Raw genomic sequence first — 13987 nt, 5'->3', positions numbered from 1 at the left:
TAAATCATTAAGGAGAGGTGAATATCATGCTTAGCTTTTTGGTTTCATTAGTTATTGCTATCTTAATTGGACTAATCGGAAGTGCCATCGTCGGCAATCGCATGCCTGGAGGAATCTTCGGTTCGATGATTGCAGGTCTGATCGGTGCATGGATCGGGCATGGCCTACTCGGAACTTGGGGACCGAGCCTTGCAGGATTTGCCATTATTCCGGCAATTATCGGGGCAGCGATCTTCGTATTCTTACTGAGCCTCGTATTCCGCGGATTGCGGAAGGAAGCCTAAATGTTAGATTATTCAGGAGGCATCGTTTCATACAGAAACGATGTCTTTTTATGTATGGACCCTTATCAGATGCCCTACATATCATGTTACATAACAGGGAAAAATTTAAGAAGTGATTTTGATCATCATTGGTTGACAAGAAATCGGGATGGTCATATGATGTAGATAAAATAATTTGGTTTAAGGAAACTCTTTGTTGTATGGCAAAAACAATTAGAATTCAGGTGAGTACATGATGAATAAGGACATCACAGCACAATCTCCCCGTTCCAAAGCAGTCCAAGATGCGCTTGACGGGAAAAGCAGAGGATTCAGAGGACTACTGCCTTTTTTAGGCCCGGCGTTTATTGCAGCTATTGCCTATATCGATCCCGGTAACTTCGCAACAAATATATCAGCCGGTTCTAAATATGGATATATGCTGCTATGGGTGATTTTATTTTCTAATATCATGGCGCTCTTGATCCAATCACTCTCCGCCAAACTCGGTATCGCGACAGGCAAAAACCTGCCTGAGGTCGCTCGTGAGGAATTTCCTAAGCCCGTTTCCATCGGCTTATGGATTCAAGGCGAGCTCGTCATTATCGCGACTGATCTGGCAGAATTTATCGGAGCGGCGCTGGGACTGTATTTGCTGTTCGGCATCCCGATGCTCGAAGCGTCTATTATTGCGGCGATCGGCTCTTTCGCGATTTTGGAGCTTCAGCGCCGCGGTTATCGTTCACTTGAAGCCGGTATTGCCGGCATGCTGTTTGTAGTGGTCATCGCCTTTGCGCTGCAGACCTTTTTCGCAAAGCCGGATGCCGTCTCAGTGATGAAGGGGCTTTTCGTTCCGACATTTCACGGGACCGACAGCGTTCTTCTTGCCGCAGGGATTCTCGGCGCAACCGTTATGCCGCACGCCATTTATTTACACTCTGCCCTCACACAGCGGCGGGTTGTCGGCAAAACAGATGCCGAACGGAAAAAAATCTTCAGATTTGAATTTATTGATATTTTAATAGCGATGCTGATTGCAGGGGCTATTAATGCGAGTATGCTGATTGTGGCTGCCGCATTATTCTTCAAAAACGGGCTGTTTGTCGAGGATCTTGATGTCGCGTTTCAGCAGTTCGGTCATCTTGTCAGTCCTGTTTCAGCCGTGCTATTCGGAATCGGCCTACTGGTTGCGGGCCTATCCAGTTCGTCTGTCGGAACACTTTCAGGCGATGTGATTATGCAGGGATTTATCAATTACCGCATCCCGCTGTATGTACGGCGGTTCATCACAATCATTCCGCCAATCTTGATCATCGCATCAGGCGTCAATCCGACGTCGGCTCTTGTGCTGAGCCAGGTGGTTCTTTCCTTCGGCATTGCCTTTGCCTTAATTCCGCTTATTATGTTCACAAGCAATAAGCGGATTATGGGTTCACTGATCAATGCCAAATGGGTAACAGTTGTTTCTTGGCTGATCGCTGTACTGATTGTTGCTTTGAATGTGTTTTTGATCGTCGATACGTTTCGTTAGAAAAAAACCGGCTGATAGAGCCGGTTTTTTATTTTGGCTTCAAAGCTCATTGATATCATTTTTTACAGAAATTTGTTATGATAGAAGAAAAAATCGGAGTTTTGATAATGTCAGTATTTATTCTGTTTTATTTATGGATTGTCCCTATTGTTATCGGAATTTTATGTTCTGTTATCGCTTATAAATCAACAGGTAAAAAAATGAGGATCGCGCCTGGCATCGCCATGGTGGTGCTCAGTATCATTTCCTTAATTACCGCTTTTACAGCCGGTGGCGCTAATTTTCACGTGTTTATCGGCGGCATGTTTTTATTCGGCACTTTATTGGTTGGTTCTGCATTTCCTTTCTTTTTCGGACTTTCGAAAAAAGGGAAATAAGCATATAAAGACATTAATTTTGAATGAAACAGACAAGGACAAATGCGCTGATCTTTTTCAAAGCAGATGCATTTGTCCTTGTGTCCGTTTTGGGCACGGCGAAAATGTTGATCCCAATAAGTATACGAGTCATTTTAAAGGTTCAAACCACCAATTTTATGATTCAATAAAATCCAAAAAACAGGGGCCTCGCCCCTGTTTTTTTAGAATAACCGTTTTAAGCTTTTCTTTAATGACGGCATTTCGATTTTTTGATTTTCGAAGAAGTTTTTCAGCATGTATTTGCTGAAGCCTTTTGCCTGTCCGTAGGTGATCTTGCCGGGCAGCGGCGGTTCATTTCCGATCATTACGTCAACAACGACCGGCTGATCGGAGTGTAGCGCCTCATGAAAGGCCGGCGCAAGCTCTTCCGCTCTGGTCACCTTGATGCCTTTTGCTCCGCAGCTCTCTGCAAATGCGGCATAGTCAACATTCTGAAGTTTTGTGACATAGTCAATGTTGCCTTTGACCTGTTGTTCATATTCAATCATGCCGAGATTTTCATTGTTTAAAATAACGACCGTAATCGGGAGCTTGTATTTGACCGCGGTCGGGAGATCCTGCATGACCATGGAAAATCCCCCGTCACCGCAGACTGCGATGGCCTGGCGCTCCGGTTCAGACAAGCTCGCCGCTATAGCTCCCGGCAGGCCGCAGCCCATTGTCGCAAGCCAGCTGGAAACGATGAAATCCTGGTTCGCGTTCATTTTGAAATGCCGCGCCATCCAGACGGTGACAGTGCCGACATCTACTGACAGCACCGCGTCGTCTGCTGCTGCTTCCTGAAGACGCGCGATGACCTGCTGGGGTTTAAGCGGTGTTGTCGCCTCAGTTTCATCTTTTTCGATTTCGTTCCACCAATGCTGCATATGTTCAGTGCAGGCATTTAGGAATCTTCTGTCTTCCTTCCGTTCAATATACTCCGTCAGTTCACGCAGACCGAGAGCCGAGTCACAGACAAGCCCCGCTGTTACCGGATATCGTTTGCCGATTTTCGCCGGGTCTGAGTCAAGTTGGATTGCCGGTGTGTCTTCCGGCAAGTAATCACGATACGGGAACGAGGTGCCGAGCATGATTAACAAATCGCATTCTTCCATTGCCTCATAGGCCGGTTTTGTCCCAATCTGCCCAAGGTTACCGAGAAAGTGCGGGTGCTTATCGGGAACAACGCCTTTTGCGGGGAGCGTGACGACGATCGGCGCCGCTGCTTTATCCGCAAATTCCAGCAGCTCCCGCTTTGCCTTTTTCATTCCCTGTCCCGCCAAAATGATCGGCTTTTTCGCATTGTTAATGTATTGCGCGCATGTCACAAGCTGTTCTTTTTTCGGTTCAAGATTCCCTTCAATATACAACGGTGATGTATAAACGGGTTCCCGTTTGATTTTCTCCGCAAACAAATCATCTGACACACTTAATACCGCAACGCCTTTTTTGCTGTAGGCAGTGCGGATCGCCTGATTCAACAGATCCGGCAGTGACTCCGCGCTATGTACCTCCCTGTTAAACACTGCCACGTCTTCAAACATTTGCTCAAGCTTAATTTCCTGAAAGTAGTCCCGCCCGACTTCGCCTGAGGAAACCTGACCTGCAATCGCAAGCACAGGGGCGCCGTCCGCTTTTGCATCGTATAAACCGTTCAATAAGTGCACCGCACCCGGCCCTGCAATTGACAGGCAGACACCGATCTTGCCGGTGAGTTTTGCCTCAGCCGCGGCTGCCAGCGCTGCCACCTCTTCATGGCGGGTTTGGATGAATTCCAATTGATTTCTTTCGTGTCTCAGTTCCTCAATAAATTCGTTAATGCTGTCTCCGGGGATGCCGTAAACATGATCAACTCCCCATTGTTCAAGCAGTTCTGTCATTGTTTGTCCTGCTGTTTTGTGTGCCATGCCGTATCCTCCTTTTTCCTTTTTCAATACCACAGGGGGAGCCGTTTAAAACCCGGAGGCAACTATCGCTTGCTGTATTTCCTTCTGAACAGGTCTAGAGCCGCCAAAAAGCTGTTGTCCTTGACGGTACTCTTGATGCCCGCGGCACCGTTTAGAAAATCTCTGATTTGCATTTTCCGGTTTGGCACCATCAAAAGCGGCAGACGCTCCGGCGAAAACCACTTCAGCCCGGCCGTTTCCATGCCGTTTTCTATCGCTTGTCCGCCTGTTATGTTCCCTGCAAACACATGCTGTTCGTCCTGAAACTTAGGTCTTTGATAGACACCCAATTTCCCGGAAAGCTCTATCAGATATCCCGTTTCTTCCATTACCTCACGGATCGCCGCTGCCTCCGGGGTTTCTCCTGATTCAACCCGTCCGCCCGGCAAATCCCATAAAGGAACGTCTTTCCGTTTGACCAGCAGAATTTGCCGCTTTGCGTTTGTCACTATAACAAATGCCCCTTCCGTATACACCGCCATTCCCCCTTTATTTAAAAAAGACCAAGGGATGTCCCTTGGTCTTAGCTGCTTACTTTTTAAAATGATACGGCAATGTGGCAACGATTATGTCCTTCTTCCAGAACAGCCGGACTCTCAGCAGGAAGGCTGACTGGTTGTGCAGAATGGTGTGCCAGCGTTTTTTTGTTATAAACTGCGGGAACAGCACCATGACAGAAAACTGTTTCTTCTTTGCTTTTGCTTCAACAGTTTCCAAGAACTTATCAAACGGATGGATCAGGCTTCTGTACGAAGAGTGAAGCGTGACAAGACGCACTCCATTATCCAGCTCTTCCCAGCGTTTTTCCACTTTCTTTTCCTGTTCTCTGTCAAACGATACGTGAACGGCAATGACCTGATCTGACAGTGACTTTGCGTATTGAATGGATTTTTGCACGACGGTCGTGACACCCGCTACAGGCACAATCACGACCGTACCTTTGATTTCTTCCGGCTGTTTGTTTACGATACGAAGCTGCTCACCGACAGCCGTATAGTGATTCTTAATCGCGAAAAACAAAAAAACGACGATCGGCATAAAGATCAAAACAGGCCATACGACATTAAACTTCGTGACAAACAGGATGGACAGAACCATAAACGATATCAATGCGCCGCAGGAGTTGATCAGCATTTTTCCAATCCAGCCTTTTGGTTTTTGTTTGATCCATTTGATGCACATTCCTGTTTGCGAAAGCGTAAATGGAATAAACACACCAACCGCGTATAGCGGAATTAAGTGCTCCGTCTGCCCTCCAAATAACAGAATCAGCACAATTGAGGCAACGCCTAAAAAGATAATTCCGTTCGAGAAGCCTAAGCGGTCGCCTCTTACTGTAAACATGCGCGGCATGTACTGGTCTCTCGCCAAGTTGAAGGCAAGCTGCGGGAAAGCTGAAAAGCCCGTATTCGCCGCAAGGACCAAAATTAACGATGTCACACCCTGAATGACATAGTAAAACACATTTCTTCCGAAGGTATCCGACGCAATTTGTGAAATGACCGTTTCATTCGGTTTCGGAGCCGTCCCGTAACCGTATGCAAGTACTGTGATACCGGCAAACAGAACCGCAAGCAAGATCCCCATCATAGCCAACGTTCTCGCCGCGTTTCGCGCAGGCGGGTTTTTGAAGGCTGGAATCGCGTTGGAGATCGCTTCAACTCCGGTAAGCGCGGAGCAGCCGGATGAAAAAGCCTTTAGCAACAAAAACAACGTAATGCCGGCTACCGGTGTGCCGATCGGTGTATGGTGGACAGGCTGATCTATTTGCCCTGTCATAAGCTTAAATAAACCGACGGCAATCAGGATGAAAAGAGCCGCCACAAACAGATAGACCGGGTAGGCAAGTATTGATGCTGATTCTGACAGCCCCCGCAGATTTAAAATCATAATCACTAAAACCAGCAAAACAGCAATGGGTATATGATAATCATGCAGTGCCGGGAACGCCGAGGTGATGGCGTCCGTTCCTGCGGAAATACTTACTGCTACAGTTAATATATAATCGACGAGCAATGAACCGCCTGCAATCAGCCCGGGCTTTTCGCCGAGGTTTTCTTTTGATACAACATACGCCCCGCCGCCCTGCGGATAAGCGTAAATAATTTGCCTGTATGAGAGAATCAGCGCGAGCAGCAAAATGAGTACGCCGACCGCTATCGGAATGGAATACCAAAATGCAGCAGCGCTTACCGCCGCCAATATGATAAGAATTTGTTCCGTTCCGTAAGCGACAGATGATAAAGCATCTGAGGAAAGCATGGCAAGTGCCTTTAATTTTGTCAGTTTTTGTTCTCCTGCTGCTTGTGATTTTAACGGTTTCCCAATCAAAAAACGTTTGATTGAATGATACATCGATGTCTTCCCCTTTTAATTTCATTTTTCATTAAAACAATAAAACATCCGCATCTGTTCTCACATTTTATAATAGTCCTTTCTGCTATGATGTCTCTGTATGCGATTTACATTCTGAAAATTGAACAGCAAAAAACACAGAGGCAAACGGATGCCCCTGTGCCTTAACATCGAACACAGGTTTCATTCATCTCCTCTCATGAACGCTTACGAGGTTAGCTGACGGATTCGGGCATATGAGAGTTTGCCCTACCTAAAAAGGATTCACCCCGAGCGGCAAAATGCCGCCAAAATGGGTCCCCCGCTCTGTTTTCAGATTAAGCGATTTGTTTTCTAAAAGAGATCATACTCCCGTTTACGTATGTTGTAAAGAGGCTTATCGGCCCTGAGAAAAAAATAAAATGACAGGTTCCACAAATGGAAAATTTGAACCAAATTAAAAAAACAGAGGCTGATATCAGCCTCTGTCTTATTCTCTATCTATCTTTCTTTTTCTTCGTCTAACGGTGACCCAAATGAAGCATGCCGCAATCACCATAATGAGAGCCAGCACGCCGATATACAGCAGTTTTTGGCCTTGATCTTGGGTTGTTTTTTCTGCTTCAGAACTGTTTGTTTCCGATTTGAGCTGCTGGTGGTTTGTAAACACCTGCTGGCTGTTTGTTTCATTGATGACGGTCGCCGTGTCATCATTGCTGTTCAAAAAGCTGATCATTTCTTTTGTGACGGCTGCACCATTTTCTTTCAGCGGCGCAAAAACAGCCATCGTATAATTTGCATCCCATAAAGACGCCTGGGTAAATGCCACTTGTTTCGTTGTCTCGTTCAGCATTTCAAAGCCCGACACGTCAAACGAGCCGTTTTTCGCTTGAGGCACGAGCAGATCAGAAGATTTCTCTTTCAAAAGAGAGAACTGGCTGACACCGCCGATGAAAATTAAGTTCCGGCCTTTCGCGTCATCCGCTTTGACTTCAGATGCTTTCTTTACTGTAAATGATTGCTGGGCTTCGCTTCCGAAGGAATCAGTAACGAGAGAAAGCTCTTTAAGCTTAGGTTGGCTCACACTGTCAGGAAGCACAATCAGTGTTGCCTGTTCCTGATTTCCGGCGTAAGGAAGCGGCCACTCCTGAAAATTCGCTGACGGAGCTGTGCCTTTGACGGTGTAAGACAATGTGCTGCTTTTATCAATAAAGACCCATTTCTCTTCGTCAGTTGTATTGCAAGGATTGTCTTCCTTTAAGCCCGTGGTGATAAACTGCATATCAATGTAGCGGTTTTTCTGCAGCAGCTTAGGGTCTACTTTCAGCGTGACATGATAGTATCCGTTTTTATCTTCTTTTCCTAATTCATTGAGGCGGACCGAATGCGGCTGCCCGTTGATTAGGACCTTCAGCTCTGCTGCTTGAGAAGATGAATCGCTTTCTGCGGCGGCTGCTTGAATCGTTTCCGATTTCTTTAGCTTAAGCGACAGCTTGGCTGATTGGTTTTGATCTATCACCGCCGAAGCCGGATAAAAATAATGCGCTGAAGATGTTTTGTCAGCTCCAATAGTCATATCTTCTGCCCCAAATTTCTCAAGGGTCAGCTTATTGCTTTCCTGCTTTTCAGACTTGTGAAGCTTGCCAATAGAAAGTGTTTCTCCGCTTAGCTGGCCGGTGTAAGTCTGATCAGTGATGACGCTGATTTTTTCTGAGAGCACATCATCAGATGCCGCTTGAGCAAACAGAACCGGCTGCTGCTTGCCTTGCGCTTTCAGCACGCGCTCCGCAAGCAGAAGTGTTTCTCCCTTTGCCTGTAAGCCGGCTTGTTTGATCAGCTTTTTCACCTTGCCGTTCCAATGCTTGTCCACACCGATGAAAATGGTCGGCTTGTCGATTTGCTTCACTTCAGATTCCTTCACAAACGAAATGCTGACACTGCTGTCCGCAGTTTTCAGGTATCCTTCTGTTTTGACAGCCGCTTCAATTTCTGCCGAAGTCGGGTTATCCGGAATGACAATAGCAGTCTCTTCCGCTGTATTACCCGATTGGGCAAATGGGTATGGGTAATGTTCAAGTGACGTTCCCTTCGCTTCGCTGCTGTCCGCCAGTGTCAGGCGGCTGTCCGGAAAAATTTTGATCCAGTTGCCGGACGTATCCTGTCTGACGCAGACGCCCTCTTTCATGACGCCGTAAAATTTCAGTGATATGCTGTGGTAGCCTTGGGCGGACTGGCTTTTGGTCAAGTTCAGCTTCAGTGTTTTCCGTTTTGAATCACCGTTTAGCTTTACCGTTTTGACCGGTTCATCGTCAATCACAGCCGTTAACGAAGAAGGAGAAATTAATAGATCCGATGCCTCGTATTCAATCACCAATTGCTGGCTGCCGGAAGAGGCGCCTGCGGGAATCTGATACGTCAGTTCCGCGCTGTCTTTTGATCCATACAGTGTCATGAGGTCGCTTGTCAGCACCTGCTGTTTGGCTTGTTCACGGCTGCTTTTGCCTAGAAGAGAGCCATCGACCTGCATCTCTTGGGCGAAGGCCGCTTGTCCGGTCATTGCCAGCAGCATAATGCTTGTCAGAAAAATAAGTAGTTGTTTCAAAAAGGTCACCCGCTTTTATGTTGATTGTATCGTTCTGTCTTGTACCATTTGACCTCCTGCTTGAATAAACGGTGCTTGATTTCTACGAATAAAGAATAGATCACGAGCACAATCCATGCCTGCGAGTACGTAAAGTACATCAGAAATACGATAAAGAAGTTTTGCCTGTTCATTTCTGTTTTTTCGATGCTTAACGTAATCATGACCTCGGTCATAAATAAGAAAAACGCCAAAATCCAAAGAATCATTGCCAAAAAACCGACCGACAAATGCAAATCATAAAACAGATTGACCACAAATATCGTGTTTGACATGATCACGCCAAAGAAAAACAGGAAATACGTAAAGAAAAAGTAAAACAAGTCAAAGATAATCCGTTTTCGTTTCAGTTTGAAAAACTGCGCCAAAAACTTCAGGACGACATATTGATTGCCGCGCGCCCATCTCGTCCGCTGGCGCCACCACACCTTCCACGTTTCCGGCTCCTGCTCCCAAGTAATAGCAGCCGGGAAAAAGCGGATGTGATAGCCGAGGTTATACACCCGGATGGTCAGCTCGGTATCTTCAGCCAGCGCTTTATCATCCCAGCCCCCGAGCTTTTCAATAATGCTTCTGCGGATTGCGAAATTGGTTCCGGGAATGGTAGCGATTTTGAACCACTTCCATCTGCCACCCTGCGCCATCCACTGAAAACAGATCGTTTCAATGTTGATAAACTTCGTCAGCAGCGTTTTTGCCGCATTGATGACACGGAATTTCCCCACCACTGCACCTGCCTTCTCGTCATTCATCAGACCGAGAACAAGATAATACACGGCCATTTTTTCAGGCGTGTTGTCGGCGTCATATACACAAATGACATCACCGTTCGATTCAGCAAAACCGGAGTTGAGCGCCGAGGATTTGCCTTTTCCGGCGTTAGGCGGTTTTGTGATTACCATTTTGATAAAATCGTATTTCTGGGAAAATTCATTGACGATATCACCCGTCCGGTCTGAAGAATTATCGTTTACCACAATAATCTCCAGCCGGTCCTTCGGATAATAAAGATTCACCATAGCCTTCAGCGTCTGCCGAATGACAACTTCTTCATTATGGGCCGGGATGAGCACACTGACCTTCGGCAATTCCTTCATGTTTTCTCTCCACTTCGGAATGTTCCGCTCGAAGGTCATGTAGTGGCGGAATCCGCCCTGCATGAGAAACATGTGATAGAGAAGCATGACCCATATTAAACTCAGCGAGATAAAGAACAGCATATTACCCAAGGCTTCTTCTCTCCTTAAACATTCGTTTTTTTAATGTGGCTCTCAAGTAAAACGTATAGCTGACAAACATGATGACAAACAAGAGCACAACTGCGGAGAGAATCCATAACGCCTTTTCCAACGGGGTTTGCCGATGGTGGTCGAAAAACTCGCCGACGGCACTTACGCCGTTTTTCACCTGAATCGTTCCGTCACCGCTTGTATGAATTTCCACTTTGTCTGTTTTGACGGTTTGTTTCGTTTTCTTCAAATCAAGCCATTCACTGTCCGGAATGCGTTCCATCTGGTCAACAAGCTCCGGCAAATATTTCATCCCAAGATACGGGTGATAAAACCCTCCGGCCACTCCGCCTTCAAAATCAATCATCTGTGATATGTTCTCCTGCATATCGCTGAGCGGGTTTTGTTTTGATGTATCGACAAAACCGATTGTTTCCGGATACAGCGTCATCCCATGCAGCATAGCTGGTTTGGTCAAAAACGGGGAAGCACCGGAGGTTTTCCATGTTGTATTGCTGAGCTGCACCTGCCCAAACATGCTTGAAAAATACTGTGAAGCTATTTGATAGCCGTACTCAGACATCGTATAGTGCGGGGCTTCAAATGCCAGCGGATAAAGCCCTGCCGAGGTTAAATCCTCAATGGCGTGCGTCAGCTTTTGCCTTGTATATGTTTCTTCCTTTTCCTGAAACGGCTTCAAATAGCTCTTATAGGCCTGTTCATTCGGAAAAGCCTGTTCCTTTTCCAAAATGGACGGGGGGTCATCGGCATTTTCCGAAGTGATTGGCTGGTCCGCCTTGGCATCCCAAAACTCGAAGCCCTCTCCTGTTTCACTGTGGCGATAGGCGTGTGTATAGCCATGAACAATGATACTGCCGCCCATGCTTTGCAGTTTTTTCAATACCTTGACCATCTTGGGTTTATCAGACAAATACACTTTATCGCCTGTTTCCGGATTCAGATACACAGGAATGACTGACAGGATAAAAGGCACATGTCTCTTGTACAGATATGTACCGGCTTGAAGCAGCAAGGTTTCATCAGACATCGGGCTGATATCCTCCAGCCGCAAATATAAAAGCGTGGTTCCAGCCTTCTCTCCAAATGCTTCTCGAAGCTCTTTCGCCACGATCAAATTGTCATTTAACAGATTGGGTAAGCCGATATACACATTTGATTTTTCCGTTTTCCATATAAACGGACGCGCTTTGCCGTCACCAGATGTAAAGGTATACAGCGCCTTTCCTTTCAGGCCTGATACGCTCAGCACGTGAAGCCCGCTCTCTAAGGATACATCGTTTCTTTCCGTGCTGCTGTGAATCTGATAGACATGTTCTTTGCGGGTTAAGGAAAGGCCGGAAAATTGGCTGATTTGTCCGGCATTATAGCCGATCGCGACGACAGGTTCTTTTACGCCGCTGATGAGGGACACCAGTTTTTTGCTGAGCTTTCTTTTCGTTTGCCCGTAATAAATAACATGTTCTTTGCCTTTCACATCAGATGCTGTAACATCCGAATCTTTTCTGACCGTGACATGAGATGTAAAATGGCCAGCCAATAAATCGAGCATTTTGACTTGAGGCGACTCTTTGCCGTCCAAGGTTGAGTAGATGATGAGTATACCGTCATCCTGCCCCTTTGCTTGGGCCGACACGGGAAAAGAAGCAATAGCTGTCAGCATCAGAACGGTCACACAGAGTAGCGTTATTCTTCTAAAGTTCATTCATCATCATCTCGTTTTCCAGTTCATCTAAAAATTGATCAGCTGTCCTTATATCTCTTCGATAAGGTAAATAACAGACATGGAACGTAAGCGACACATACTTTCCGTTTGTCAGCTGATACGTGTCCAGCTGTTTTTTCAGCTTTGCCAGAACGGCCGGCATATGTTCAGCCGGCGTGTGTGTCAGCACAATGCCGAAGCGCTCGTCAGAGGGGCGGAATTTTTTGTCCGTTTCCCGGACGCTTGACCTGATTTGCAGGCTGACGAATTGAAAGAGGCGGTCGGTCTCTTTCTCTCCGTACAAAGACTTAAATTCCTTGAAATAATGCATATGAAGCAGCAAAAAGACAAAGGAATTGCCGTAGCGCTCCGCCCGTTTGATTTCCTCTGACAATTCCAGTTTCATTCTTTGCTTGTTATCAAAACCCGTCACTCTGTCGACAGCCACGAAGCTTTTGATTTCAGATTGAAGACGTTTGACTGAACGGCGCAGCTCTGCTGCAATATCGTGGATTCTTCCTGACATAAAGGAAAACAGCAAAAGCGCAATTCCCCACACGATCAGCATGCGCAGCCCGTCTTCAGCCGAAAACATCACAGCCTGTCCAGTCTGAAAAAACATCATGAGCGTGCCAAGAACAAAGAGAACGATTAAAGTGACCGCCAGCGCGTAAATCGGACCGAACCAAATGCCGGCTCCGATCACGACAAATGTGATGCAAATGATCAGAAAGCCCTCCGACTGCTCGGCGGACACATAAAAAATAAACAGAGACAGGGCTGCGATAAGCCCTGAAAGATAAGCAAATAATTTTTGTGATTCATTGAATGATCGTTTCATTAAAAAGCTTCCTTTCGGCTAACAGCGGCAGCAGATTGTCGAACGAGTGCGTGTCGGAGCCGCTCATGTAACCCCCATAATACGGTTTCGCCGGATCAAGAATTTCAAAGTCATTCATTCTATCATAAATCGCTTTGATGACCGAGCTGTCTTCATGTTGTTTTGCCAAAAATAAAGCAGCTAACGCGTATACGGACGGCGACTCATATTGGACGGCAGGCTCCTTCGTATCTGCTGAATATCGTCCGTACAGCTTTCCGTTTGCCTGAAATTCCTTTTTGACCCACTCCGCTATCACAGCGGCTTTTTCATTCCCTTCCGGCAAATGCCACGCGGCGTAGAGCTGGTCAATGACGTTTACTTCACTGTCATATTTGTACTGCTTTGACTCTGCGCTGTACGTTTTTGGAAGGAAACCATTCTTTAAAGGGGCCAGATAGAGAACATCGGCATTTCGCTGTACTGTTTCTTCGTCTATGATTCCATACTTTTTCAAAACAGCTAGTGCATCGGGCATGACATACGAAAGCGTCACGTCCTTTGAAGCGGCCTGAGAGGCTGAATCGTAAAAGTCTGTAAACATCCCGTTGTACATGTTGTATGTCTTTAAAGCCGTGCCGATATCACGGGCCGTTTTTTCATATTGGCTGCTCCCCCAAAGAGCAGCTGCCTGATCGAGAGACACCATGATTCTCATATCATCAATCAGCGCGTTTGTTCCGCTCGCTTGACCGTTTTGTATCTTCCATGTCACCAGCTGATGATTCAGAAGAAAAGAATCCGTCAGATGCTGATATTGCTCCTGAAAATGCGAGGCGTCTTGTCTGCTGATCAAAAACTCCATCCACAGGCCAATCGATTCTGATAAATAGGAGGGCTGATCTGAGAAATCCGTTTTAATAAGCCCCTGGTCATTCATAAGATTGTGATAGATGAAATACTCCGCCGGCTGAAGCGGTCGGGTATTCCTATCTGCCTCCGACTGATATAGGATTTTATTTCCAGCTTCAACACACCCTGCGGAAAGTCCGATAGATAAGCAACATAAGATAGCAGCGACCAACACATGCCGCACAGGCAA

At 46.4% G+C, this 13987-nt stretch carries 11 protein-coding genes and 1 riboswitch; of the genes, 3 read left to right on the top strand and 8 right to left on the bottom strand.

What is annotated here, in order from left to right; all coding sequences use genetic code 11:
* The first annotated feature begins 26 nt into the window (after positions 1 to 26).
* The 3 genes from HC660_RS02465 to HC660_RS02455 all read left to right on the top strand — a co-directional run bounded on the left by HC660_RS02465 (position 27) and on the right by HC660_RS02455 (position 2171).
* Positions 27 to 284 (top strand): GlsB/YeaQ/YmgE family stress response membrane protein, encoded by a 258-nt coding sequence (locus HC660_RS02465; protein ID WP_010333083.1) that lies wholly within the window; start codon positions 27 to 29, stop codon positions 282 to 284.
* 232 nt (positions 285 to 516) lie between these two features.
* Positions 517 to 1794 (top strand): Nramp family divalent metal transporter, encoded by a 1278-nt coding sequence (locus tag HC660_RS02460; RefSeq protein ID WP_168746967.1) that lies wholly within the window; start codon positions 517 to 519, stop codon positions 1792 to 1794.
* Between the two features lie 107 nt (positions 1795 to 1901).
* Complete coding sequence (locus tag HC660_RS02455; protein WP_010333081.1) at positions 1902 to 2171, top strand: hypothetical protein; 270 nt, start codon at positions 1902 to 1904, stop codon at positions 2169 to 2171.
* 203 nt (positions 2172 to 2374) lie between these two features.
* On the opposite strand, the gene HC660_RS02450 is transcribed toward HC660_RS02455, so the two are convergent.
* From HC660_RS02450 to HC660_RS02415, 8 genes are all read right to left on the bottom strand, one after another.
* A complete protein-coding gene (locus tag HC660_RS02450) occupies positions 2375 to 4099 on the bottom strand; it encodes a pyruvate oxidase (RefSeq protein WP_010333080.1) in 1725 nt (574 codons plus the stop codon).
* Positions 4100 to 4161: 62 nt separating this feature from the next.
* On the bottom strand, positions 4162 to 4614 hold the full coding sequence (locus tag HC660_RS02445; protein WP_026014663.1) for an NUDIX hydrolase: 453 nt from the start codon (positions 4612 to 4614) through the stop codon (positions 4162 to 4164).
* Positions 4615 to 4669: 55 nt separating this feature from the next.
* Positions 4670 to 6493: a potassium transporter KimA gene (gene kimA, locus HC660_RS02440; RefSeq protein WP_168746966.1), complete on the bottom strand. Its 1824-nt coding sequence runs from the start codon at positions 6491 to 6493 to the stop codon at positions 4670 to 4672.
* A 189-nt stretch (positions 6494 to 6682) separates the two neighbouring features.
* Positions 6683 to 6827: riboswitch (cyclic di-AMP (ydaO/yuaA leader) on the bottom strand.
* A gap of 135 nt (positions 6828 to 6962) precedes the next feature.
* A complete protein-coding gene (locus HC660_RS02435) occupies positions 6963 to 9074 on the bottom strand; it encodes a cellulose biosynthesis cyclic di-GMP-binding regulatory protein BcsB (RefSeq protein WP_168746965.1) in 2112 nt (703 codons plus the stop codon).
* 5 nt (positions 9075 to 9079) lie between these two features.
* Positions 9080 to 10342 (bottom strand): glycosyltransferase family 2 protein, encoded by a 1263-nt coding sequence (locus HC660_RS02430; protein WP_010333076.1) that lies wholly within the window; start codon positions 10340 to 10342, stop codon positions 9080 to 9082.
* Entirely contained in the window at positions 10335 to 12065 is a 1731-nt protein-coding gene (locus HC660_RS02425) for a DUF2334 domain-containing protein (RefSeq protein ID WP_168746964.1), read from the bottom strand. Before HC660_RS02425 ends, HC660_RS02430 begins: the two co-directional genes overlap by 8 nt.
* Positions 12055 to 12906 (bottom strand): diguanylate cyclase domain-containing protein, encoded by an 852-nt coding sequence (locus HC660_RS02420; protein ID WP_168746963.1) that lies wholly within the window; start codon positions 12904 to 12906, stop codon positions 12055 to 12057. Before HC660_RS02420 ends, HC660_RS02425 begins: the two co-directional genes overlap by 11 nt.
* A complete protein-coding gene (locus HC660_RS02415; protein ID WP_168746962.1) occupies positions 12887 to 13981 on the bottom strand; it encodes a lipoprotein YdaJ in 1095 nt (364 codons plus the stop codon). The genes HC660_RS02420 and HC660_RS02415 overlap by 20 nt, the downstream gene beginning before the upstream one ends.
* Between the last annotated feature and the right edge of the window lie 6 nt (positions 13982 to 13987).

The organism is Bacillus mojavensis, from assembly GCF_012648005.1.
GTDB classification, from domain to species: domain Bacteria; phylum Bacillota; class Bacilli; order Bacillales; family Bacillaceae; genus Bacillus; species Bacillus mojavensis.
The sequence above is the reverse complement of the archived record's forward strand: the minus strand, read 5'-3'. Positions and strand labels throughout refer to the sequence as shown.